Annotated in this window: 15 protein-coding genes; 9 read left to right on the top strand and 6 right to left on the bottom strand. The window is 68.4% G+C overall.

Annotated features, from left to right (window positions below; all coding sequences use genetic code 11):
• Window positions 1-2: 2 nt before the first annotated feature.
• The 6 genes from AC3WOE_RS12235 to AC3WOE_RS12210 are packed head-to-tail and all read right to left on the bottom strand — an operon-like array spanning window position 3 to window position 5813.
• Window positions 3-626, bottom strand: a complete 624-nt coding sequence (locus AC3WOE_RS12235; RefSeq protein ID WP_492690751.1) for a tetratricopeptide repeat protein — start codon at window positions 624-626, stop codon at window positions 3-5.
• 11 nt (window positions 627-637) lie between these two features.
• Complete coding sequence (locus tag AC3WOE_RS12230) at window positions 638-1444, bottom strand: DeoR/GlpR family DNA-binding transcription regulator (RefSeq protein ID WP_492690750.1); 807 nt, start codon at window positions 1442-1444, stop codon at window positions 638-640.
• A gap of 46 nt (window positions 1445-1490) precedes the next feature.
• Window positions 1491-2447: a BadF/BadG/BcrA/BcrD ATPase family protein gene (locus AC3WOE_RS12225; RefSeq protein WP_492690749.1), complete on the bottom strand. Its 957-nt coding sequence runs from the start codon at window positions 2445-2447 to the stop codon at window positions 1491-1493.
• Window positions 2447-3628: an SIS domain-containing protein gene (locus AC3WOE_RS12220; RefSeq protein WP_492690747.1), complete on the bottom strand. Its 1182-nt coding sequence runs from the start codon at window positions 3626-3628 to the stop codon at window positions 2447-2449. Before AC3WOE_RS12220 ends, AC3WOE_RS12225 begins: the two co-directional genes overlap by 1 nt.
• A gap of 2 nt (window positions 3629-3630) precedes the next feature.
• Window positions 3631-4911, bottom strand: coding sequence for a D-tagatose-bisphosphate aldolase, class II, non-catalytic subunit (locus AC3WOE_RS12215; protein WP_492690745.1), 1281 nt, complete (start codon window positions 4909-4911; stop codon window positions 3631-3633).
• Window positions 4908-5813 carry an EamA family transporter gene (locus tag AC3WOE_RS12210; RefSeq protein WP_492690743.1) on the bottom strand — a complete coding sequence of 302 codons (906 nt, stop codon included), beginning with the start codon at window positions 5811-5813 and terminating at the stop codon, window positions 4908-4910. The genes AC3WOE_RS12215 and AC3WOE_RS12210 overlap by 4 nt, the downstream gene beginning before the upstream one ends.
• A gap of 386 nt (window positions 5814-6199) precedes the next feature.
• On the opposite strand from AC3WOE_RS12210, the gene AC3WOE_RS12205 reads away from it, so the two are divergent.
• The 9 genes from AC3WOE_RS12205 (at window position 6200) to AC3WOE_RS12165 (ending at window position 24181) form a co-directional block, all read left to right on the top strand.
• Window positions 6200-9061: a TonB-dependent receptor gene (locus tag AC3WOE_RS12205; protein WP_492690741.1), complete on the top strand. Its 2862-nt coding sequence runs from the start codon at window positions 6200-6202 to the stop codon at window positions 9059-9061.
• A gap of 166 nt (window positions 9062-9227) precedes the next feature.
• Window positions 9228-10322 carry an amidohydrolase family protein gene (locus tag AC3WOE_RS12200; protein WP_492690740.1) on the top strand — a complete coding sequence of 365 codons (1095 nt, stop codon included), beginning with the start codon at window positions 9228-9230 and terminating at the stop codon, window positions 10320-10322.
• On the top strand, window positions 10319-13000 hold the full coding sequence (locus tag AC3WOE_RS12195; RefSeq protein ID WP_492690738.1) for an alpha-galactosidase: 2682 nt from the start codon (window positions 10319-10321) through the stop codon (window positions 12998-13000). The genes AC3WOE_RS12200 and AC3WOE_RS12195 overlap by 4 nt, the downstream gene beginning before the upstream one ends.
• The gene (locus AC3WOE_RS12190) at window positions 12997-14877 is read left to right on the top strand and encodes an NPCBM/NEW2 domain-containing protein (protein WP_492690737.1); all 1881 of its coding nucleotides are present in this window, start codon (window positions 12997-12999) and stop codon (window positions 14875-14877) included. Before AC3WOE_RS12195 ends, AC3WOE_RS12190 begins: the two co-directional genes overlap by 4 nt.
• A gap of 149 nt (window positions 14878-15026) precedes the next feature.
• The gene (locus tag AC3WOE_RS12185; protein ID WP_492690735.1) at window positions 15027-16955 is read left to right on the top strand and encodes a DUF4832 domain-containing protein; all 1929 of its coding nucleotides are present in this window, start codon (window positions 15027-15029) and stop codon (window positions 16953-16955) included.
• Window positions 16956-16990: 35 nt separating this feature from the next.
• The gene (locus tag AC3WOE_RS12180) at window positions 16991-17863 is read left to right on the top strand and encodes a spherulation-specific family 4 protein (protein ID WP_492690734.1); all 873 of its coding nucleotides are present in this window, start codon (window positions 16991-16993) and stop codon (window positions 17861-17863) included.
• An 11-nt stretch (window positions 17864-17874) separates the two neighbouring features.
• A complete protein-coding gene (locus tag AC3WOE_RS12175; protein ID WP_492690733.1) occupies window positions 17875-18750 on the top strand; it encodes a spherulation-specific family 4 protein in 876 nt (291 codons plus the stop codon).
• A gap of 80 nt (window positions 18751-18830) precedes the next feature.
• Window positions 18831-19244: a hypothetical protein gene (locus AC3WOE_RS12170; protein ID WP_492690732.1), complete on the top strand. Its 414-nt coding sequence runs from the start codon at window positions 18831-18833 to the stop codon at window positions 19242-19244.
• 122 nt (window positions 19245-19366) lie between these two features.
• Window positions 19367-24181: an NAD-glutamate dehydrogenase gene (locus tag AC3WOE_RS12165; RefSeq protein ID WP_492690730.1), complete on the top strand. Its 4815-nt coding sequence runs from the start codon at window positions 19367-19369 to the stop codon at window positions 24179-24181.
• Window positions 24182-24186: the final 5 nt, after the last annotated feature.

Genomic DNA, 24186 nt, shown 5'->3' with positions numbered 1-24186 from the left:
GGCTATGGCGGGCAATATTGGGACGGCGGACGTCCTCGCTGTACTTCCTCGATTTCCACCAGAAGGCTCTTGGTGATCCGGTCATTCGGATCCAACGCGAGGGCCTCCTTGGTGACGCCATGGGCCTCCGCCAGTTGCCCGTTCGCCAGCAGAGCAAGGCCAAGGTTTGCCCGCAGGCCCGCGTTCGAGGCATTGGACGTCGCTACCCCTCGCGCCGCAGCGACAGCTTCCGACGTGGCATTGACGCAAATGGCCTCGATGACAAATTCTCTGGCGACATCCGGGTGGAGCGGCTTCAGCGCGAAGGATTGCTTGAATGCTGCGTACGCGGCGGGATGCTCTCTGAGCGCTTGATGCGCTTTCCCCATGAACCAGAAAGACGGCCAGTGATCAGGGCGCGCAGCCGTGACCTGTTTCAGCATTGCCAGCGCGCCAGCAATCTGTGCCCTGCCGACTTCCGTTTTCGCGTTTGCTGCCGTGCGCTCGGTCAGGACGAGGTAGGGCTGGAGTTTTGCCGTCGCTTCCTTGAAGTTGGATTCGAGGTCTTCAGCCCCAGCGCTCGACGAGAACGACAGAGCGAACGCCAGGGTGGCAAGGACAAGCGATGGGGATTTCGCGCGACGCATAGGAGCGAAGCCTAAGCCAACACCACCTCAATCCCCCGCCCCCGCAACTGATCCACGATGGCCTGATCCGCGCCGCTGTCGGTGATCAGCACATCCAGCTGCTCCACCGGCGCAATGACCGACAGGTTGCGTTTCATCAGCTTGGACGCGTCCGCCACGGCGACGACCTGGCGGCTGATCTTCATCATCTGGGCGTTGAGCTGCGCTTCCAGCAGATGGGGCGTCATCAGGCCGATGTCCGGGTCCAGGCTGTCGACACCCAGGAACAAGCGGTCGGCATACAGACCCTGCAGCGCGGCCACGGCCTGGGGGCCGGACAGGGAGAAGGAATTGGGCCGCAATTGGCCGCCCGGCATGATGAGGTTGATGTGAGGCACCGTCGCCAGCAGGGCGGCGATATTGAGCGCATTGGTGATGACGTTCAGCGACGTCAGGCGCAGGCCGCGGATCTGCTTGGCGATCTCTTCGGTGGTGGAACCCGAGTCGAGCAGGATGGTCTCGCCGTCCTTGATGAGCTTCACGGCCTCGGCGGCGATGCGGGCCTTCTGCTCGTGGCGCAGCTTCTGCTTGACGCCGATGGGCACTTCCTCGGTGTCACGCTGGGCGAGCGCGCCGCCATGCGTGCGCAGCACGGCGCCGGTGGAGGCCAGGGCGTTCAGGTCGCTGCGTATGGTGACGACCGAGGTGCCGAAGCGCTCGGCCAGTTCGTCCACCGTGACGCGGCCTTGCGTCTGCACCAGCTCGCGGATCAGGCGGCGCCGCTCGTCAATGAGCAGCGGGCTTTCGGTTTTCGCGGGCGAAGGTGCAGTGGCGGACATGCGGGGACGAAAGTCGATGAGCGGCTTTCGAATGATATCGACCTGCCTAGCTTTCGAGTTTCGCCAGCGCCGCCGGCGACAGCGGCCGGCCGCCCAGACGCGCGGCGTACAGCGCCGCGCCCAGTTCGGGTCCGAAGCGCGGCGTCTTCAGCGTGGCGCCCGGCAGGCGGCGAGCCAGGGCCGCCTGCAGCGGGCCCAGCACGAGGTCGCCAGACGCGAACACGCCACCCGAGTACGACACGGGCACCGCCTGGATGCCGGCGAGGCCCAGGTTGCGCGCCACGCCGGCGGCCAGGGCGGCAAGCTCGTCGCCGGCGCTCACCAGCAGCTGGCGGGCCTGCACGTCGCCGGCCTGAGCGGCGGCCGTGGCCAGGCGGGCGATCTGGGCCAGCTCGCTGCGGGCGGCGCTGCCGTTGATCTCGCCGCAGAGGTCGAGGTCGTGCTTCAGCTCGAAATGCTCGCGCACCAGGCCGAGCAGGGGGCCGGGTTCGGCGCGGCAGTCGGCCATGCGCGAGAACAAGGCCAGCACTTCGCGGGCCAGCCAGTGGGCCGAGCCTTCGTCGCCGAAGACTTCGCCCCAGCCGCCGCAACGCGCGCCGCGGCCCATCCATTCGCCATAGGCGATGGAGCCGGTGCCGGCGACCAGGCTGATGCCGTCGGCGCCGGCCAGCGAGCCGGCCCAGCTGCAGACCATGTCGTTGCCGATGGTGCTGCGCGGCACGATGTCGGTCAGCAGACCGTCGAAGGTGGTGAACAGCTCGCTGTCCTCGCCATGGGCAGGCAGGCCGGCAAAGGTGTGGGCGATGTCGCTGGCGGGCACGCCGGCCAGGCGCAACGCGGCGTTGACGCCGTCGCGCAGCAGGGCGCGCAGAGTGTCGAAGCCGATCTCGATGTAGTAGCTCGTCGTCGACTCGTGGCGGGCGAGCAGGCGGCCGCTTTCGTCGATGAGGACGAAGGCGGTCTTGGTGCCACCGCCGTCGATGCCGAGGAAAAAGGCGCTCATCAGGATTGCTGCTGCGATTGGGTCACAGGATGGATGGTGACACCGCTGACGACGCGGGTCACGGTGCCCGAGGCGCTGGGGTTGTCCGGCGTGATGCCGAGCTGCAGGGAGGCGAGCAGGGCCAGGCACTGCGCGAAGACCAGGGCCACGGGCGCCAGGGCCAGGTCGGGCGCGGCGGCGGGCAGAGCCAGGCGCACGTCGTCTGCATGCGGGGCCTCGGCGCCATTCAATGTGAAGGTTCGCAGGGCCAGCACGCGGGCCGGGCCCTGGCGGCGCAGCTCGCGCAGCAAGTCGAGGTCGTACTGGCGGGTGTAGGGGTCGTTGGACAGGATGATGACGACGAGCGTCTTCTCGTTGAGGATGGTCTTGGGACCGTGGCGGAAGCCCAGGGTCGAGTCGGCCAGGGCGACGAGCTTGCCGTCGGTCAGCTCCAGCATCTTCAGCGCGGCCTCGCGGGCCAGGCCGAGCAGGGTGTTGCTGCCGAGGAAGACGACGCGTTCGAACTGCTGTTCGGCCAGCGCATAGAGACGGTCGGTCTCGTTTTCTGCCAGCGTCTGCGCGGCCTGGGCCAACGCTGTCACCGGCGGCAGGGCGAGGCCGAAGGCCCAGACGGCGGCCAGCAGCATGCCGCTGAAACTGGATGTCATCGCGAACGCGCGGTCGTTGGTTTCGTCGGGCAGCAGCAGCACCGCGGCATTGGCCTGGTCGGCCATGCGGCGGTTCAGCGTGCCGTCGGCGGCGCAGGTGATGACGAGGTGGTGGCAGTGCTTGACGAAGCGGTCGGCCAGCTCGACGGCGGCCAGGCTTTCGGGGCTGTTGCCGGAGCGGGCGAAGGAGACGAGCAGGGTCGGCACCTCGGGCTGCAGGCATTGCTCGGGGCTGGAGACGATGTCGGTCGTCGCCAGGGCCTCGACGCGGATGCCGGGGCGCTGGCTGAAGCTGCGCAACAGGGCAGGCGCCAGGCACTGGCCGATGAAGGAGGAGGAGCCGGCGCCGGTCAGCACGATGCGCAGATCGGGCAGGGCGAGCAGCGGGTCCAGGAAGGCGTCCAGCCTGGGGCGCTCGGCCTGCAGCTGGGCGTGGACGGTCTGCCAGACGGCCGGCTGGTGGGCGATCTCGCGTGCCGTGTGCGTGGCGCCGCGGTGATCGAGGTCGGTGGGGTCGAGGTGGAGCAGGGTCATGTTCAGGATGCGCAGGCGGTCAGATAGGGGCGCAGGGCTTGGACGGTGCCGTCGCGCAGCAGGGCGTCCGTGCGTGTGGAGATGCGGCCGTCGCGCACGGCCTCGTACTGGCGGGGCAGGTACTGGCTGAGCAGGGTCAGCGGCGGCGGTGCGGCGTCGAGGCGGGCCAGCATGGTCCGGCAGGCCTCGCGCACGGCGGGATGGGCCCAGTAGTAGCGGATGCGGTCGCTCAAGCTGTAGGCGAGGTCGACGTCCAGGCGCTTGGGGTCCTGGTAGTAGCCGCGCCAGTGCTCGGGCTCGGCGCGCATCACGTCGAGCACGGTGCTGACCAGACCTTCACCTTCACCCACCCATTCGCGCTCGACGGCGGCCAGGGCCCACAGGGTCTCGCGCAGCGCGAAGGTCACGCCGGGGCCGACCTTGAGGATGGCGAAGTGGTCGCGGGCCAGCTGGGCCAGGCGCTCGGGGGTCTGGTAGTCGGTCGAATGGGCTTCGAAGACCAGGCCGGGCTGGCTCTCGATGAAGGCGCTCAGATCACGGGCCTTCTCGGGGCGGTAGTCGATGACCTTGTGGTGGTCGAACTCGACGCCGGGTTGCACGACCATGGCGATGACGCGTTCCCAGGCAGCCTCGAGGCCGGCGCGCTGGAAGGCGACGCGGTGCAGCTCCAGCGTGGACGCGGCGGCGTCGGGCGAGGTGACGGCCAGTTCGCCCAGGTCCTCGTGCGCGCCACCGGGCACGGGCACTTCGGTGCCGATGACGTAGACGGGCGGCTCGCTGCGCTCGGGGGCCTGCAGCCAGGCCATCTCGGCGGCGCGGCACAGCCGCACGGCGCGGGCGGCGATCTCTGGCTCGGGCAGCGGCACGGGGTCGCCGGCGCAGGACATCGAGCAGTCGAGATGGATCTTGCGAAAGCCCGCGGCCACGTACTGCGACACCATCACTTCGGCCTTGGCCATGGCCGCATCGGCCGGCAGCTTGCGCCAGGCGTTGGGCCCGAGGTGGTCGCCGCCGAGCAGCAGCAGCTCGGGGGCCAGGCCTTCGGCAGCCGCCAGCTCCTGCACATAGCGGCGGAAGTCGGCGGGCGTCATGCCGGTGTAGCCGCCGTCCTGGTTGACCTGGTTGGACGTGGCTTCGATGAGGGCGGGGCGGCCCTGGGCGGCGCATTCGCGCAGCGTGGCGGCGATGACGACGGGGTGGGCCGAGCAGACGGACGGGATGCCGACGGCAGGGCCGGCGCTGGTTTGCTTGTGGCGGCGCACGAGGTCGAGCATGAGCTTCATGCGGCGTCTCCTTGAACGGGTTGCGGGGAAGAAGGGGTTTCGGGTTGCAGGGCCAGCAGCAGGGCGGCCAGCAGAGCCAGGCCGACGCCGGCCAGCTTGGAACCGCTGGGCGCGGCGCCGCTGAGGGCCATGGAGATGACGGCCGTCAGCAGCGGCGCGCCAGCATTGACCAGGGGCGAGACGACCAGGGCCTTGCCGTAGCGGAAGGCGTAGACCAGGGTCAGGGCGCCGATGGCGTTCAGCACCTGGATGAGGGCGGAGAGGCCCGGGCCGCTCCAGCCCCAATTGATGGGCTGGGAGAAGTCCGTCATCCACAGCGCCACCGGTGCGCAGGCGATGGCGCCGAGGGCCATGTAGAAGAAGATGCTTTCGGCGCTGCTGCCCGCATTTGCCAGCTTGATGAAGTAGGCCTGCAGGCCCCAGGCCACCAGCACCAGCAGGGCCAGCACGAACCACAGGCCCATGCCCTGACCGCGCTGACCCAACTGCAAATCGAACAGCGGCAGGGAGCACAGCGCGAGGACGATGCCCGCCACGCCCAGCTTGCCGGTGCGTTCGCCCAGCAGGCCGAAGGACAGGGCGATGGTCAGCGCCGGCGACAGCGACACGATGGGAAAGATCAGATAGGCCGGGCCGGACTGCACGGCGCGGAACAGCAGCATCTGGCCGCCGGCGCCGAGCAGCCCCACGGCCAGGCCAAGCACGACGGAGCGGCGGTCGCGGTCGATGCGCCAGCCGGCGCGGGCCAGCACGATGACGGCCGGCGGGATCATGGTCAGGGCCCACACGACGTAGATCAGCGTGTCGGGAAAGCCGTGTTCGGACGGGATGCCGGTCAAGGCACCCCACAGGCCCCAGAGGCCTGTCGTGATCAGCGTGTAGAGGAGCCAGTTGCTCTGCATGGAAGAAGTCTTTCGTGAGGTCGGAAGGCCTGGTTGGCGGCTTTCGAGCGAAAGAATAAACGAACGAAAACGAAAACACAACAGCGAAAGCCCTTTCGTATGCCAAATCCCGCGGGTCGGGGGTGAATCGCGATATAGCTCAGGGCGTTCTCTCCATGTCAGCTCTGTGGAAGGCTTTCGTGGCACCATTCATCGAAAGTATTCGGCATCCGTGAAAACCATATACGAAATCAAACGAAAGAATTCGTAGACTTGCGTCAAGCCGGTTCGAGGGCATCCGAGGAGCCGGCACAAGCACCGGGGGAGAGCTGCCCCGGCATCCACAGCAGATGACATCGCGCTGCCCTGACGGCAGCCCCGACACACAAAATCAAAGGAACTGTTCGATGAGTCCTCGCCTGCAACCCCCGACGCATGCCTTTCCCCGCTTCGCGCTGCACCCGTTGACGCTGGCCGGCCTGGTGGCCCTGGCCGCCTTCGGTGCCGCTGCTCCGGCCCTTGCTCAACAGGCCACCCAGGAGGCCGCCAAGACCGACAAGGATGTCAACGAGCTGGACCGCGTGGAAGTGACCGGCACCCGCGCCAGCCTGCAGAAGTCCCTGGCCCTGAAGCGCAATGCCGCCGGCGTGCAGGACAGCATCAGCGCCACCGAGCTGGGCCGCTTCCCCGACAACAACGTGGCCGACTCGCTGAGCCACATCACCGGTGTGTCGATCTCGCGCACGGCCGGCGGCGAAGGCCAGAAGGTCAGCATCCGCGGCCTGGGCCCCGAGTACACGATCACCACCTTCAACAACCGCCTGCTGGGCACCGACAGCGCCGGTCGCTATTTCGCCTACGACGTGCTGCCCGCCGACGTCATCAGCGGTGCCGACGTCATCAAGTCCACGCAGGCCTCCCTCATCGAAGGCGCCATCGGTGGCCTCGTGAACCTGCGCTCCGCCAGCCCCTTCGACCAGAAGGGCCAGCGCGGCCTGCTGCGCGTGGAGGCCGACCGCAACCAGATGAGCAGCCTGAACGGTCAGAAGGTTTCGGGCACTTACAGCAACACCTTCGGCGACACGCTGGGCGTGCTGTTGGGCGTGGTCTATGCGAACCGGGACGTGCGCACCGACACGGCCGGCAACGACGGTGGCTGGAGCCGCAACCCCAAGCCCAGCGACCCGTCGGCCTTCTGGCCCTGGGGCAACACCTGGGGCGGCAACATCGACCCCAATGGCAACGGCCAGCTGGACCTGAACGAGGAAGGCCTGATCGGCCCGGGCCAGTTCCGCTTCGGCACCATCATGGAGAAGAAGAAGCGCACGGCGCTGTCGGGCAAGGTGGAGTGGCGGCCGAGCAGCGACGTCAAAGTCGTCGTCGACGGCTTCAAGACGCGGCTGGACTCGCCGCAGGTGGGCTACCAGCTGTCCTTCTACCCGCTGTATGCGCCGGGCCGCTGGTCCAACATGAAGATCACCAATGGCGTGGTGACCGACCTGACGCTGGCCAACCCCGACCCGGAGATGGCGCTCAACCCCGAACTGCTGAACAAGACCGAGTACCGCGTCGTCGACACGGCGATGTACGGCGCCAACGCCGAGTGGAAGCTCTCGCCCACGCTGAAGGCGACGGGTGACATCTACGAGTCGACCTCCAGGCGCCACTCCGGCGGGCAGGACAGCTATGTCGTGCTGCGCATGAACCAGCCCAACGTCACGCGCATCCAGCTGACCGGCTCGGCCGTGCCTGACGTGAAGACCACCTTCAACGATGGCCGCGACCTGCAGACCGGCTTGGCCCAGGGCCTGTTCACGGCCAAGGACTTCAAGACCCACTACTTCAGCCTGGCCGGCGACAACATCGACGACAAGATCAACGGCGCCACCGGCAACCTCGAATGGAAGCTGGACCGCTTCTACATCGACCAGCTGAAGTTCGGCCTCAGCCAGACCAACCGCAAGAAATCGCGCGACCTCATCAACAACGCCTTCAATGCGGGCGATGGCCAATACTCGGGTGCCAATGCCATCAACGTCGGCGCGCTGGGCGGCAACGTCATCAACCAGACGCTGAGCCCGTCGGGTTTCATGGACGGCGTCAGCGGCAACTTCCCGCGCAGCTTCCTGGGCTTCGACATCAACAACTATGTGCAGGCGCTCAAGGCCTACGACGGCAAGCCGCGCCCGGGCGGTGGCGTCTACGACTTCAGCAAGGCCGCGCCTGCGTGGAATCCGCTGGAAAGCTACCGCGTGACCGAGAAGACGACGACCGCCTTCGTGCAGGCTGACCTGTCGGGCGACGGCTGGAACGCGGACGCCGGTGTGCGCTTCGTGAAGACCAAGACGACGTCGCAGGCCTGGGACGCCAAGATCACCGACATCATCGAGAACGGCGCCTTCAACTACACGGCCGTCTACGCGGCGCCTTCGGTGATTCAGCAGGAGTCGACCTACAACTTTGCCTTGCCGTCAGTCAACTTCACCTGGCTGATCACCAACGAGCTGCAACTGCGCCTGGGTGCGGCCAAGACCATGGCTCGTCCGTCGGTGGACAAGCTGGCACCGACGAGCACGACGCAGAGCATCTCCTGGGGCGACTTCACGCAGGTGTTCGGCGGCAATGCCGACCTCAAGCCCTACAGCGCCCGCCAGGCGGATGTGTCGCTGGAGTGGTACTACGCCAAGGACTCGGCGCTGAACTTTGCCGTCTACCAGAAGAACATCAAGAACCAGATCACCAGCGAGTACCTGACCGGCCAGAACATCGGCGCACCGGGCGGCCGCCTGTTCAACATCAGCCGCCCCATCAATGGCGACAAGGCCACGGCGCGCGGCTTCGAGATCGGCCTGCAGCATCTGTTCGACAACGGCTTCGGCGTGCGTGCGCAGTACACCCGCAACAAGTCGCGCAGCTGGGTGGGCGGCGAGGAGCGCGCGCTGGAAGGCATCGCGCCGGCCACGTCTTCGGTGGGCGTGCTGTACGAGAAGGGCCCGTGGAGCATGAGCGCCACGGCCGACCACACCGACGCCTTCGTCACTGCCACCAATGTGCTGGGTGCCGGCTTCAACGAACGCGCCAAGGCGGTGACCTGGGCAACGGCCCAGATCGCTTATGAGGTCAACAAGTGGCTGCGTATCAGCATCGAAGGCAACAACCTGACCGATGCGACGCAGGAGTACACGCTGGGCAACGACAGCGTGAAGCTGCCGCAAGGCTATTACCGTTATGGCCGAGCCTTCACCCTCGGTGCCAGCATCAAGTTCTGATGCAGAACGAAGGCCCCTCGTCCGGCCCTGCACCGCTGAACGCGGGCAGGCCCAGCCGGTCCCCCGAGGGGACGGCGATGCTCGCGGCGTCGGGCCGCGAGCACATCGCCAGCGCGGGCCGGCTAGGGAGCGGCCCGGCGCTCGGCCCGCAATACTTGGATTACTGATGCGATCTCTTGTCTCCTCCGTTGCCGCCCTGCTTGCCGGGGCGGCTTTTTTGCCCGCGATGGCCGCCGAGCCGAGCTACACGATGGCCGACTACGGCCGTGTCGCGAAGATTGACGTGCACCTGCATCTGCACAACCCGTCGCCGGCCTTCATGGAGGCCGCGCGGCGTCAGAAGTTCAAGGTGTTGACGATCAATGTCGACTACCCCGACTTCCCGCCGCTCGACGACCAGCAGCGCGTGGCCATCGAGCTGAAGCGCCAGTTCCCGCAGGACGTGGCCTGGGCCGCGAGCTTCTCGGTGGATGGGTCCGACAAGCCCGAGTGGCTGCCCGCCACGCGCCAGCGCATCGCTGCGTCCATGCAGGCCGGTGCCGTGGGCGTGAAGGTGTGGAAGAACATCGGCATGAGCCTGCGCGGCAAGGACGACCAGCTCGTGATGATCGACGACGCCCGCTTCGCCCCGCTGTTCGACGACTTCGCGAAGCAGGGCATCCCGCTGCTCGGCCACCAGGGCGAGCCGCACAACTGCTGGCTGCCGCTGGACCAGATGACGGTCAACAATGACCGCGAATACTTCAAGGCCCACCCGCAGTACCACATGGCCCTGCACCCCGAGATGCCGAGTTGGGAGGCCCAGATGGCCGCACGCGACCGCATGGTGGCGGCCCACCCCGGCCTGCGCTTCGTCGGCGTGCACCTGGCCTCCCTCGAGCGCAACGTAGACGAGCTGGCGGCCTTCCTCGATCGCTTCCCGCAGGCGAAAGTCGACGTCGCCGCGCGTATCGGCCAGCTGCAATACCAGAGCCAGAAGGACCGCGAGCGCGTGCGCCGCTTCTTCATCAAATACCAGGACCGCGTCATGTACGGCAGCGACATGTCGCAGACGCCGGACCAGGACGGCGCCGCGCTGGGCAAGGAGGCCGAGGGCGTGTGGCGCATGCACTGGCGCTACTTCAACACCGCCGACAGCTTCAAGGTGGCCGACCTCGACAAGCCGGTGAAGGGCCTGGCCCTGCCCAAGGGGGTGGTGGAAAAGCTCTATCGCAAGAACGCCGAACGCAGCTTCCCCACGGCCTGGGGCGCCAAACAATGACAGCTCGCCGGGCTTTTCTACAGTGGCTGGGCGCGGCGCCGCTGGCGGCCCGGCTGCCGCTCGCGCACGCCCAGGGTCGCGGCCATGTGCGCGTGCAGGACGCTGCGGTGTCGCTGCAGTTCGACGAGCAGATGCGCTGCCGCGTCGTCAGCCTGTGGGGCAAGCAGCCGGTCGAGCTGACCGGCTTCGACGCCAGCGAGCATGTCGTCGTCAACGGCAAGCCCTTGACCCGCTTCGAGCTGCAAGGTGCGGAGCCCGGCAAGACTGCCACGCCATTCGGCACCGGGCAGTTGCTGCGCCTGGTCGGTCGTTCGCTCGAAGGCATCGAGAAGCGCGTGACCGTCACGCTGCTGGACGAGCACCCCGGCGTTGCGCTGCTGGACGTCGCCTACGTCAACACCGGCGACAAGCCCCTCGCCATCGACGCCTGGATCAATGCCGCCCACCGCCTGGCCGCCGCACCGCGCCATGCGGGCGGCGCGAACGGCTATTGGACCTACTCCGGCGCCAGCCATGCCGACCGGCGCGACTGGGTGCAGCCCGTCAAACGCGGCTTCGAGCAGCGCAACTTCATGGGCATGAATGCGTCGGACTACGGCGGCGGCACGCCCGTCGTCGATGTCTGGCGGCGGGATGTCGGCCTGGCCGTCGGGCATCTGGCCCTTCAACCGCAGCTCGTCGCGCTGCCCGTGAAGGCCAGGGGCGACCAGGTCGACATTTCTCTTCGAGGTGATACGCCGCAGAGCCTGGCCCCCGGCCAGACCCTGGCCACGCCGCCCAGTTTCATCGCCGTCCACCGCGGCGACTTCTTCGTGCCGCTGGACCGCTACCGCCGCCTGATGGCCGCCCAGGGCCTGGCCGCGCCACAACCGCCGCAGAGCGCCTACGAGGCGCAGTGGTGCGCCTGGGGCTATGAGCGCGACTTTTCGCTCGACTACGTGCGCGCCACCCTGCCCAAGGTGCAGGAGCTGGGCTTCAAGTGGGCGGTGCTGGACGACGGCTGGCAGGTCAAGACCGGCGACTGGACGCCCGACCGCGCCAAGTTCCCTCGCGGCGAAGAGGACATGAAGGCCTTGGTCGCCGACATCCACGCCCGCGGCATGAAGGCGCGGCTGTGGATCGCTCCGCTGGCCGTCGCGCCCGGCAGCGACGAGCTGCACGAGCACACCGACCTGCTGCTGCTGGACAAGGACGGCGCGGTGCAGAACGTGACCTGGTGGAACAGCTTCTACCTCTGCCCGGCCTACGAAAAGACCCAGGCCCGCCTGGCAGCCACGGTGAAGAAGATCATCGGCGACTGGGGCTTCGACGGCCTCAAGGTCGACGGCCAGCATCTCAACGGCGTGGCGCCCTGCTTCAACCCGGCGCACAAGCACGCCAAGCCGGAAGACGCGGTCGAGCACCTGGCCGACTACTACCGCGTGCTGCACGACTCGGCCCACGCGGCCAACCCGGAGGCGGTCGTCGAGGTCTGCCCCTGCGGCACCGGCTATGCCTTCCACAACATGCCCTTCATGGACCAGGCGCCGGCCTCGGACCCGACGTCCAGCTGGCAGGTGCGCCACAAGGGCAAGACGCTGAAGGCGCTGATGGGCCCCTGGGCGGCGTACGCGGGCGACCACGTTGAGCTGAGCACCGGCGGGCAGGACTTCGCCTCCAGCGTCGGCATCGGCGCCGTCGTGGCCACCAAGTTCACCTGGCCGGTCGATCCCAAGCCCAAGGACAGTTTTTTGCTGACGCCGGAGCGCGAGCAGCATTGGCGCCAGTGGGTGGACCTGTACAACAAGCAGCGCCTGGCCGAAGGGCGCTATCGCGGCGAGCTCTATGACCTCGGCTTCGACAAGCCCGAGACCCATGTCGTCGAGCAGGGCGGGGCGCTGCACTACGCTTTCTATGCCGAGCGCTGGGACGGCCCGGTCACCTTGCGCGGTTTGGGCGCAGGGCGCTGGACCTTGCGTGACGTGCTGAGCGGCCAGCCCCTGGGCACGGTCAGCGCCGACAAGCCGACGCTGCCGCTGCGCTTCGCGCACAGCCTGTTGGTCGAAGCCCGCCCCGTGGGTGGAGATGCGCTGCCCGTCGCCTTCGCCGGCAAGCTCACACAGCTTGGCGCCGATGGTTTCCCGCTGGCCTCGCAATGGGCCGATGCACCCGCGACCTTCTTCCGCCACGACTGGCAGGGCAAGACGCTGGCCGGCGCACAGTCCACCCGCGTGCAGATGCTGCGCGGCACGGACCGGCTCCATCTGCGCTTCATCTGCAAGTACGAGGCGCTGAGCACCTTCGATCGCGCGGCTTCGGCCACCGACATCTGGCCGCTGTGGGAACGCGATGTCGTCGAGGTCTTCCTGCAGGCGCCGGAGCGCGCGGGGCTGAAGAGCTATCGCGAGGTCGAGGTGTCGCCCAACGGGCTGCTGCTGGAGATCGCCGTCGAGGCCTCGGGCAAGAAGCGAATCAATGGCGAGAGCCGTGCCAGGGTCAGCATCGATGCCGAGCACAAGGTCTGGACGGCCGAGCTGGCCGTGCCCATGCGTGGGGCTGAAGAGGGCTGGCGCCTCAACCTGTTCCGCGTCGAAGGGCAGGGCGCTGGCCGTGTCTATTCCGCGTGGAGTCCGACCCAGACCGCCACGCCCGACTTCCACGTGCCGACCGCCTTCGGCCGCCTGCTGTCCGCCGCATGAAACTGCTTGCCCTTTCGCTGCTCGTCGCGTTCTCGGCCCAGGCCCAGCCATCGCTGGAAGCCACGGGCCGCTGGCAGCACCAGCCCGTCGGTTCGGCGCCCACGCCGCCCATGGGCTGGTCGAGCTGGAACGCCTTCCGCGTCGACATCACCGAGCAGAAGGTGCTGGACTCTGCCCAGGTCATCGTCGACTCCGGCTTGGCCAAGGCGGGCTATCGCAGCATCAATGTCGACGACGGCTGGTGGTTGAAGCGCCGCACGACGGACGGCCGTTTGCAGGTGCGCACCGGCCTCTTCCCCAGCGCGGCCACGGGCAAGGACTCATCGCTGCGTCCCTTCACGGACAAGATCCACGCCATGGGCCTGAAGGCAGGGCTCTATACCGACATCGGCCGCAATGCCTGCTCGCAGGCCTATGACGCCGACAGCCCCAACCTGCCCGAGGGCACGCCCGCCGAGCGCGAGGTGGGGCTGATGGGCTTCGTCGAGCAGGATGTGAAGCTCTTCTTTGGCGACTGGAACTTCGACTACCTGAAGGTGGACGGCTGCGGCCTGTCGTCCTATGGCCGCGACCGGCCGCATGTGGCCTCGGGCCAGTACCGCGAATACAAGCCCACCATCGTCGAAGGCAATGTCAACCAGTCCGACGTCGACGGCACCCGCAAGCTCTACGTCGGCCTGAAGCAGGCCCTGCACAAGACCCGGCCGGCCGGCGACTATGTGCTGTCGGTCTGCCTGTGGGGCACGGTCAACGTCCGCAGCTGGGGGCAGGACGCCGGCACGATGTGGCGCACCAGCCGCGACATTGCGAACACCTTCTCGCAGATGGTTCACAACTTCGACAGCGTGGCCACGCGCGAGTTCTACGCCGGCCCGGGCCGCTGGAACGACCCCGACATGCTGGAGATCGGCAACGGCGAGTTCGACGGCAACCACCTGCTGGAAGCGCGCACGCATCTGGGGCTGTGGGCCATCGCAGCCGCGCCGCTGATGATAGGCACCGACCTGTCCAAGGTCTCGCCGGCCCTCATCGATGTGCTGAAGGCGCCTGAAGTCGTCGCCATCAACCAGGACCCCGCCGGCCACCAGGGCGTCATCGCCTATGCGGACAGCGACCGCCACATCCTCGTCAAGAGCCTGTCCGATGGACGCAAGGCCGTGCTGCTGTTCAACCGCACCAGCGCGCCCGCCAAGTTCACCTTGACGGCCGAGCACCTGAAGATGGATGCCACCTCGCCCATCGCGCTGCGCGACGCCTGGTTGCGTGCCGATGCGGGCAACTTCACCGGCCAGCGCGAGTTCGAGCTTCAAGCCCGCGAGGCCCTGCTGTTCACGGCCACCGGCAAGCACATGCTGCCGCGCGGCTACTTCGTGTCAGAGCGGCCCGGCAGCGTCTACGTGGCGCGCGACGGCATCCACGCGCTGGAGCAGGACCCCATCGGCTACCGCTCGCTGGCCTCCTGGGCCACGACCGACAACGGCGGCACCCGCCCGGCCTATGCCGGCTGGGGCGGGCCGCGCGCCGACTCGACGCCCCATGACCAGACCTTGAGCGTGCAGCGCCAGGTCTTCCGCCAAGGCATCGGCGTGCTGGCCGACTCGCGCCTGCAGGTGCAGCTGGCGCCCGGCTCGCAGCGCTTCATGGCACGAGTCGGTGTCGACGATTCGACGCGCGGCAAGACCGCGGCGGTCAGCTTCGAGGTCTGGGGCGATGGCCGCCGGCTCGCGGCGACCGCACCCCTGAAGTTCAACCAACCGGCGCGTGAACTCAGCGCCGACCTGCGCGGCGTGAAGCTGATCGAGCTGATCGCGCGCCAGCACGGGGCCGACACCGCGGGCCCCCTTGTCGTGACCTGGGGCGAGGCTCGCATCGAGTAGCCGCCCGGCACGCCTTCCTCTGCTTCTCATCGCCTTTGGCACCGGTCGCGCCGGTGCCCCGGCCGCGTTCGCGCCGACGCGGCCTGGTTCTCAGCTCCAGCGCACTCCACACCCTCGGGCCTGACGCCCGAACTTTCGAGGAGAACCCGATGCCCTCCATGCGTCCCTGCCCCCGGCCGCGCTCCCGCAGCGTGGCGAAGCTCGCCGGTCTCGGTGCCGTGCTGCTGGCCGCCATGCCCGCGACCGCGGCACCGCTGGTGTCCAACCCGCTGGGCGCCTGCCTGGAAGCCAAGGTCGACAGCTGGGACATCCGCCTGGCGAGCTGCAATGGCAGCACGCAGCAGGACTTCACCCTGGCTGCGGTCAGCACCGGCAGCAGCATCTTCACGATCAAGAACGTGCAGGCCAATCTGTGCGTCTCGGCCACCGGAACGGGCTCCGGGTCCTTCGTGGAGCTCGCCACCTGCGCGCCCACGCAGACGCGCCAACGCTTCCAGTCGGTGGCGCTGGCAGACGGCTCGACCGTCCAGCTCAAGCTCGCCTCGAACAATGTCTGCCTGACCGCGCCGACCCAGGTGGGCCAGGTGGCCTTCTCGGTCGCCAGTTGCGCGACCGGCAATGCCAACCAGGCCTGGCGTCTCAACGCGCCCGCACCGGCGCCGACACCCGCGCCGACACCCGCCCCCACGCCTGCACCGACCCCGGCGCCGACACCCGCCCCAACGCCTGCACCGACCCCGGCGCCCGCGCCGACTCCCGCGCCGGTCGAGACCAGCTTCACCGTCAGCACCGCCGAGATCGCCAACCCCGAACGCGGCATGTACACCTGGGCGGCCGACAACCTGCTGCTGTGGACGCAGGCCGATGCCGATTCGCAGTTCGCGGCCGGCTATCGCGTCGTCTATGCCGCCGTGCGCCTGGACGCCTATGCGAACACCACGCTGCCGGCCAGCCTGCTAACGCAGCTGACGGATCGCTTCACGATGGCGCGCCGCGCCGGCTTGAAAGTCGTGCCGCGCTTCCTCTACAACTACCCGGCCAACGAGACCGAGTACCAGAACGTCACGGACGCACCCCTGGCCCGCGTGCTCGGCCACATCGACCAGCTCAAGCCGGTGCTGGCGGCCAATGCCGACGTCATCGCCTATCTGCAGGCCGGCTTCATCGGCGCCTGGGGCGAATGGCACACCTCGTCCAACAACCTCACCGCCGTCAGTCCCCGCACGCAGATCCGCGACGCGCTGCTGAATGCGCTGCCGACTGAGCGCTTCCTGCAGCTGCGCTACCCACCCTATCTGATGCAGTGGGCGGCCACCGTGCCGAGCTGGCGCGACGGCTCGGCGGCCTCGCGCATCGGCGTGCACAACGACTGCTTCCTGGCTTCGGCCACCGACGTCGGCACCTACAGCGAGGACGCCGCGACGCGCCAGACCGAGCGCAACTACACCGCCTCGCTGTCGCGGGTGGCGCCCTTCGGGGCTGAAACCTGCAACCCGGCCGACGAGGCCGGCGCGGTGCCGCGCACCAGCTGCACCGACATCCTGGCCGAGGGCAGGCAGTTCAACCTGACCTATCTGAACAATGACTACTACCGCGACCTCTTCCACACCCAGTGGGAGGCCCTGGGCTGCATGGCCGAGATCAAGCGCAGCATGGGCTATCGCTTCGAGCTCGCCACGCTGCGCCACAGCTCGGCGGTGACGGCCGGGCAGGCGGGTGACCTGCTGCTCACCGTGAAGAACAGCGGTTGGGCACGCGCGTTCAATCCGCGTGCGGTGCAGCTGCTGCTCAAGCACAAGACCAGCGGCGCCGTGGTGCGCATCCCGCTGCCGGCCGTCGACCCGCGGGGCTGGTTGCCCAACTGCACCAGCACCGCGTCGGCCGGCTTCACCGTGCCCGCGGGAACGCCGACGGGTGTCTACGACGTGCTGCTGGCCCTGCCCGACGGCGCCTCGTCGCTGAGCACCGACGTGCGCTACAGCGTGCGCCCCGCCAATGCGGACAACGCGGCCAAGGCCCAGGCCTGGGATGCGGTCCTCGGCGCCTTCCGCGCCGGCACCACGCTGACCGTGCGCTGAATTCCGACCCCTGTTGAACCTTCAAGGAGAAACGAATGTCCGACTTCCGATTGAAGCTCGCTGCCGCGAGCCTGCTCAGCCTCGGCGCCACGCTGGCCACCGCCGCACCGACCGGCTTCGGCATGGTGGCCTACTGGGGCGAGACGCCCAGCACCTATGGCGGCCAGATCCCCAGTGGCGCCTATGTCGTCATCAACCCCAACAGCGGCGCCACCGGCCTGACCGGCAGCCAGGTGACGAACTGGAAGGGCGTGATCGCCAGCATTCGCGCCCAGGGCGGCAAGGTGCTCGGCTATGTCGCGACCGGCTATGACCACAACACGGCCGACGAGCTGGCCCGCTACAACGCCATTGACGCCAATCTGACGGCCTACAAGTCGACGCTGGGCGGCGTGGACGGCTATTTCTTCGACGAGGCGGCCTTCGACGACGCGGCCCTGACCGACACGCAGAAGTGCAACGGCACGCCCCCCAAATGGAGCGCCATCCGCGCCAAGATGACGGCCACCGGCACCGGCGGCACCGTGGTGTGGAATGCCGGCTGGCCGGGCGCCAGCAGCTGCTTCGTCGGCGCCGCCAGCTATGGCGAGCATGTCGTCATCTACGAAGCGGCCTATGCCGACTACCTGAACGCGGCGAGCTGGCTCAACGGCGGCGTGCAGAGCTATGCGGCGTCGCTGGGTGTGAAGACCTGGCTGCTGGTCCATTCGGCCACCCAGGCCCAGATGCAGGCGACGCTGAAGGGCAGCGCGGCCAACTATGTCTACGCGACGAGCATGACCTACAACCCCAGCCTGCCCTGGGGCGGACCGATCTGGAACTACACGCCGACCTATTGGGGCAATGAGACGCTCAGCGGTTCGGAGCGCTGGTGCCTGAAGAGCCTGAAAACCGGCGGCAGCTGCTGAGGAGCCCGGCCATGAAGCCACTGAAGACCCTCATCGCCGCGCTGGCCCTCGCCACGGCTGCGCCCTTCGCGTCGGCCATCGAGATCATCGTGCCGGCCTATTTCTATCCGTCCTGGATGCCGTCGCAGAACGAGTGGCACCAGCTGAGCTGGGCGGCCAGCCAGGGCGCCGACGTGACGGCCATCATGAACCCGGGCAACGGGCCGGGCCTGGCGTCCAACAGCGACTACGTGGCCTCGGTCGACGAGTTCCGCGCCGCCGGCGGCAAGGTGATCGGCTATGTCTACACCTGCTATGGCGTCAACCACTGCACGCCGGAAGTGCCGCCCACGCGCTCCACGACCGAGGTGCTGGCCGACGCGCAGAAGTACGCCAGCTGGTACCACGTCGACGGCGTTTTCCTCGACGAGATGAACACGCAGGCCGAGGCCTTGCCCTTCTATCAGACGGTCAGCAGCTCGCTGCGATCCGCGCATCCGGGCTGGAGCATCGTCGGCAATCCGGGCGTGCCGCCGGCACCGGGCTATGTGCCGCTGGCCAACACGTTGATGAGCTTCGAGGGGGCGTACGGCGATTTCGTCGGCGGCTCCTTCCTCAGCGGGCTGACGAACGCGGCATCGACCGGCGCCATCGTGCACGGCGTGGCGACGGTGGCCCAGATGCAGGAGGTGATGGGCCTGGCCCGGCAATACGGCCTGGGCGCCATCTACGTCACCGACGGCACGATGGCCAGCGGCAACCCCTATCTGCACCTGCCCAGCTATTGGGCGGCCGAGGTGGCGGCGGCCACGGCGCCCGTGCCGGAGCCGGCTCAGGCTGCCTTGCTGATGGCGGGCCTGGGCCTGTTGGCCTGGCGGCGCTGGCGGGATCAGCAACGGCGCCGTTGATGGCGAGCCGGTCTCCTACAGACCGGCTCGCCCCGCGCGACCAAACTGCCTGCATCTGAACTGATGCGACGCGGTGTCCCATGAGAACAGTCCTCGAGGCCATTCTGGGCGGCCTGCTGGCTGCGGCCGTGATCGGCGCTGCCAGCGGCCAGGCGGCTGTCCCCGCCTCTTCACCGGCTTCGGCGGCTTCGGCGGCGCCACCCCAGACCGCGGCCTCCAGGCAGGTGCCAACGCGCAACGCCGCCATCACGGCGTCCGAGAACGCCAGGGAGCCCGGCAACCAGCGGCCCGAGGAGCGCGTGATCCCGCAGATCTCGATACCGTTCAAGGCCCGCGGCAGCGTTGCCGCCGTCGCGGCATCGGCGCCTTCAGGCAGCAAGCCCGGTGGCGTGGACGAAGCGGCGGCGCGTTGCCTGGCCCTGCGCAACGCCGACGAGAAGGCCGACTGCGAGCGCCGCAGGGCGGCCTCCGCGCCCGGTAGCGCATCCCGGTGACGCTGAAGGGGCGCCGGCGCCAGGTGAGCACAGCCTCCCCCGGCAGGCGTAATCTCCGCCCATCAACACTTGGCACGGCGCCGCCGCTGGATGGCTGCCGATGACCGGGACAGGAGACGCGCATGCTGGTGCAGACAACCCCTGGCGGCCCCCGGGCCGAGCGCATGGACGAAGTCGTCAAGCTGGTGCAGGCCCGGGCGCTGCCCGAGCAGCGCGAGGCGCTGGCAGATTTCGTGCAGCGCTATTTCGACCAGGTCGACCCGGAGGAACTCGCCGAGCGCCAGGTGGCCGACCTGTACGGCGCGGCGGTGTCGCACTGGAGCTTCGCGCGCAAGCGCGAACTGGGCCGGGCGCGGGTTCGGGTGTTCAACCCCACCATCGGGGAACACGGCTGGCAGTCGACCCACACCATCATCGAGATCGTCAACGACGACATGCCCTTCCTGGTGGATTCGGTGACGATGGAGGTCAATCGCCACGGGCTGACCCTGCACCTGATCATCCATCCGTTGATGGCGATGAACCGCGATGCCGACGGCACGCTGCAGGGGCTGGCCGCCGACGGCGTGCATGAATCGCTGATCCATGTCGAGGTCGACCGCATTCCCGAGCCGGCCCGGCTCGACATGCTGGCGGCCGATGTGGGCCGCGTGCTGGAGGATGTGCGCTCGGCCGTGACTGGCTGGCGCGCCATGCGTCAGCGCATGCTCGACATCATCGAGGAGCTGCAAAACCAGCCGCCACCGCTGGCGGCCGAAGAACTGGCCGAGGGCCAGGACTTCCTGCGCTGGCTGTGCGACAACCATTTCACCTTCCTGGGCTACCGCCGCCACGGGCTGGCCAGCGTCGATGGCCAGGATGAGCTGACCGTCGTGCCCGACTCCAGCCTCGGCATCCTGCACGACGTGGCCTCGCTGGATGCGGTGGCCGCGTTCGCCGCGCTGCCGGCCGACGTGCGCGCGCAGGTGCGCCGGCCCGAGCTGCTGGTGGTGACCAAGTCGACCGCGCGCTCCACCGTGCACCGGCCGGGCTACCTCGACTACGTGGCCGTCAAGCGCTTCGACGCCCAGGGCCAGGTCTGCGGCGAGGAGCGTTTCCTGGGCCTCTTCACGTCCACCGCCTACAGCGCCAACCCGGCCGACATCCCGCTGCTGCGCCGCAAGGTGGCCGAGGTGGTGGCGCGTGCCGGCCTGCCGCCGGGAGGCCATGCCGGCAAGGCCCTGATCAACATCCTCGAGACCTATCCGCGCGACGAGCTGTTCCAGACCAGCAATGACGAGCTGCTGCAGACCTCGGTGGGCATCCTGCACCTGGGCGAACGCCAGCGCTTTCGCCTCTTCATGCGGCGCGACCCCTTCCAGCGCTTCATCTCCTGCCTGATCTACGCGCCGCGCGAGCACTACACGACCGAGCTGCGCCAGAAGTGGCAGACCCTCCTGCTGCAGGCCTTCAACGGCAGCGGCTCCGAGTTCAACGTGCACCTGTCGGAATCGGTGCTGGCGCGCATCCAGATGACGATTCGCACCCAGCCGGGCCGCATCCCGGCCTTCGACGTGCGCGAGCTGGAGGCGCGCCTGGTGTCGGCCGCACGGCGCTGGGACGATGACCTGAAGGCGGCACTGATCGACGCGACCGGCGAGGCCCGCGGCATCCAGCTGCTGCGCCAGTTCGGCAGCGCCTTCCCGGCTTCTTACCGAGAGGAGTTCGAGGCCCGGGCCGCGGTGCCCGATGTCGAGCTGATGACCCGGCTCAGCGACGCCGAGCCCATGGGCATGACCCTGTACCGGCCGCTGGAGGCACCGCCCGGCCATCTGCGCTTCAAGCTGCTGCGCCGCGGCGAGCCGCTGACCCTGTCGGCCAGCCTGCCGATGCTGGAGCACATGGGCATGAAGGTGCTGGACGAGCACCCCTACCGCATCGCGCCGCAGGACTCGGCACCGATCTGGATCCACGACTTCGGGCTGATGGGCGGCGCCGACGCCGACGTCGAGGTGCCGGCGCTGAGCCAGGTTTTCGAGAGCGCCTTCGCGGCCGTGCTGGACGGCGACGTGGAAGACGACGACTTCAACCGCCTCGTCGTGGCGGCGCGGCTGACCGCGGAGCAGATCGTCGTGCTGCGCGCCTATGCCAAATACATGCGGCAGATCGGCTTTGCGCTGTCGCAGTCCTTCATCGAGGCGACGCTGGCGACGCACGCCGGCCTCGCGGCCCAGCTGGCGCGTCTCTTCGAGTTGCGCTTCGACCCGGCGGGCGGCGCCGACGCCCAGGCCCGGGCCGAGGAGGAGGTCAAGGCCATCACCGCGGCCCTGGAGCAGGTCAGCAACCTGTCGGAGGACCGCGTGCTGCGCCAGTACCTGGCGCTGATGCTGGCGACGACGCGAACCAACTTCTGGACCCGCGATGCGGCGGGCCGGCGGCGCAGCTTCCTGTCGTTCAAGTTCGACTCGTCCAAGGTGCCAGGCCTGCCGGCGCCCAAGCCGATGTTCGAGATCTTCGTCTACTCGCCGCGCTTCGAAGGCGTGCACCTGCGCGGCGGTCGCGTGGCCCGCGGCGGGCTGCGCTGGTCCGACCGGCCCGAGGACTTCCGCACCGAGGTGCTCGGCCTGGTGAAGGCGCAGATGGTGAAGAACACCGTCATCGTGCCGGTGGGTTCCAAGGGCGGCTTCGTGCTGAAGAAGGCGCCGCCGGCCAGCGACCGCGAGGCCTTCATGAAGGAAGGCGTGGCCTGCTACCAGAACTATCTGCGCGGCCTGCTGGACATCACCGACAACCGCGTCGGCGACAAGATCGTGCCGCCGCCGCAGGTCAGGCGCTACGACGCGGACGACCCCTACCTCGTCGTCGCCGCAGACAAGGGCACGGCCACCTTCTCGGACTACGCCAACGGCATCAGCAAGGAGTACGGCTTCTGGCTGGGCGATGCCTTCGCATCCGGTGGTTCGGTGGGTTATGACCACAAGGCCATGGGCATCACGGCACGCGGCGCCTGGGAGTCCGTCAAGCGCCACTTCCGCGAGATGGGCGTGGACACGCAGACGACCGACTTCACGGTCGCGGGCGTGGGCGACATGTCGGGCGACGTGTTCGGCAACGGCATGCTGCTGTCGCGCCACATCCGCCTGCTGGCGGCCTTCGACCACCGCCACATCTTCCTGGACCCGAACCCGCAAGCCGAGGCGTCCTTCGTCGAGCGCGAGCGCATGTTCAAGCTGCCGCGCTCGTCCTGGGCCGACTACGACGCCGCGCTGATCTCGGCCGGCGGCGGCATCTATCCGCGCACGGCCAAGTCCATCCCCATCACGCCGGAGGTGAAGGCCGTGCTGGGCATCACGGCCGACGCGATGACGCCGACCGAACTGGTCAACGCCATCCTGAAGGCCCCGGTCGACCTGATCTACAACGGCGGCATCGGGACCTATGTGAAAGCGGCCACCGAGACCCATGCCCAGGTCGGCGACCGGGCCAACGACGCATTGCGCGTCAACGGCGGCGAACTGCGCTGCAAGGTGTTCGCCGAAGGCGGCAACCTGGGCTGCACCCAGCGCGGCCGCATCGAGTACGCGCTGGCCGGCGGGCGCATCAACACCGATGCCATCGACAACTCGGCCGGCGTTGACACGTCGGACCACGAGGTCAACATCAAGATCCTGCTGGGCCTGGCCGTCGGCGAGGGCGAGCTGACCGACAAGCAGCGCAACACCCTGCTGCCGCAGATGACCGACGACGTCGCCGCCCTGGTGCTGCGCGACAACATCTTCCAGACCCAGGTGCTGTCGGTCACCAGCCATATGGCACCGCAGTTGCTGGACGCGCAGGCGCGCTTCATGCACTACCTGGAGAAGGCCGACCGCCTGGACCGCGCCATCGAGTACCTGCCGTCCAACGAGGAGATCGCCGACCGCCGCGGCAAGGGCCTGGGCCTGACCAACCCCGAGCGCGCCGTGTTGCTGGCCTACAGCAAGATCTGGCTCTACGACGAGTTGCTGGCCTCGACCCTGCCCGACGACCCCTGGGTGTCGACGGCCCTGGTGCGCTACTTCCCGAGCCTGCTGCAGGACAAGTTCAGCGGCTATATGCAGCGCCACCCGCTGAAGCGCGAGATCATCGCCACCCACGTCACCAACAGCATGATCAATCGAGTCGGCAGCACCTTTGTGCACCGCCTGCTCGAAACCACCGGCGCCCGCGCCTTCGAGATCGTGCGCGCCTACCTGCTGAGCCGCGAGATCTTCGGCATGGTGAGCCTGTGGCAGGGTATCGAAGCCCTGGACAACAAGGTGGCCGACGAGCTGCAGTCGCGCATGCTGATCGACACCAGCCGCCAGCTCGAGCGTGGCACCAAGTGGTTCCTGCGCTCCAACCGGCTGGTGGACGACATGGCGCACACCATCGAGCACTTCACCGCCAACGTGGCCAGGCTCGCCGCGCGCCTGCCGCAGTTGCTGGATGCCGACGAGCGTGCGCGCGTCGACGCCGCGACGGCCAGCTATGTGGCCGGCGGCGTGCCGCGGGAACTGGCCGAACGCGTGGTCACCTTCGGCACGCTGTACGCCACGCTGGACATCGCCGAGATCGCCGGCAGCGCGCGCTGGCCGGCCGAGCTGGTGGCGGCCATCTATTTCGATCTTGCCAACCGCCTCGGCATGCCCTGGCTGCGCGACAAGATCAACGCCTTGGCCGGCGACCAGCATTGGCAGATGCTGGCCAAGGGGGCCATGCTGGACGACCTCTGGGGCCTGCAACGCGCCATCACCGGCGCCGTGCTTGCCGGCGGCGGCGACCACGAATCACCGACCGCCCTCGTGGAAGCCTGGCAGGCCAGCAACGGCCGCACCATCGAGCGCGCCGAGCAACTGCTGGGCGAGTTGCGTGCGGTGCCGGCGCCGGATGCGGCGATGCTGTCGGTGGCGCTGCGGGAGTTGAGAGGATTGACCTAGGGGCG

The sequence above is a fragment of the Roseateles sp. FW305-36 genome (assembly GCF_058787015.1).
The sequence above is the reverse complement of the archived record's forward strand: the minus strand, read 5'-3'. Positions and strand labels throughout refer to the sequence as shown.

What these genes read in the sequence shown, in the direction of transcription:
- AC3WOE_RS12235 (WP_492690751.1), bottom strand. Translation starts at nt 626, where the DNA reads ATGCGTCGCGCGAAATCCCCATCGCTTGTCCTTGCCACCCTGGCGTTC.
- AC3WOE_RS12230 (WP_492690750.1), bottom strand. Translation starts at nt 1,444, where the DNA reads ATGTCCGCCACTGCACCTTCGCCCGCGAAAACCGAAAGCCCGCTGCTC.
- AC3WOE_RS12225 (WP_492690749.1), bottom strand. Translation starts at nt 2,447, where the DNA reads ATGAGCGCCTTTTTCCTCGGCATCGACGGCGGTGGCACCAAGACCGCC.
- AC3WOE_RS12220 (WP_492690747.1), bottom strand. Translation starts at nt 3,628, where the DNA reads ATGACCCTGCTCCACCTCGACCCCACCGACCTCGATCACCGCGGCGCC.
- AC3WOE_RS12215 (WP_492690745.1), bottom strand. Translation starts at nt 4,911, where the DNA reads ATGAAGCTCATGCTCGACCTCGTGCGCCGCCACAAGCAAACCAGCGCC.
- AC3WOE_RS12210 (WP_492690743.1), bottom strand. Translation starts at nt 5,813, where the DNA reads ATGCAGAGCAACTGGCTCCTCTACACGCTGATCACGACAGGCCTCTGG.
- AC3WOE_RS12205 (WP_492690741.1), top strand. Translation starts at nt 6,200, where the DNA reads ATGAGTCCTCGCCTGCAACCCCCGACGCATGCCTTTCCCCGCTTCGCG.
- AC3WOE_RS12200 (WP_492690740.1), top strand. Translation starts at nt 9,228, where the DNA reads ATGCGATCTCTTGTCTCCTCCGTTGCCGCCCTGCTTGCCGGGGCGGCT.
- AC3WOE_RS12195 (WP_492690738.1), top strand. Translation starts at nt 10,319, where the DNA reads ATGACAGCTCGCCGGGCTTTTCTACAGTGGCTGGGCGCGGCGCCGCTG.
- AC3WOE_RS12190 (WP_492690737.1), top strand. Translation starts at nt 12,997, where the DNA reads ATGAAACTGCTTGCCCTTTCGCTGCTCGTCGCGTTCTCGGCCCAGGCC.
- AC3WOE_RS12185 (WP_492690735.1), top strand. Translation starts at nt 15,027, where the DNA reads ATGCCCTCCATGCGTCCCTGCCCCCGGCCGCGCTCCCGCAGCGTGGCG.
- AC3WOE_RS12180 (WP_492690734.1), top strand. Translation starts at nt 16,991, where the DNA reads ATGTCCGACTTCCGATTGAAGCTCGCTGCCGCGAGCCTGCTCAGCCTC.
- AC3WOE_RS12175 (WP_492690733.1), top strand. Translation starts at nt 17,875, where the DNA reads ATGAAGCCACTGAAGACCCTCATCGCCGCGCTGGCCCTCGCCACGGCT.
- AC3WOE_RS12170 (WP_492690732.1), top strand. Translation starts at nt 18,831, where the DNA reads ATGAGAACAGTCCTCGAGGCCATTCTGGGCGGCCTGCTGGCTGCGGCC.
- AC3WOE_RS12165 (WP_492690730.1), top strand. Translation starts at nt 19,367, where the DNA reads ATGCTGGTGCAGACAACCCCTGGCGGCCCCCGGGCCGAGCGCATGGAC.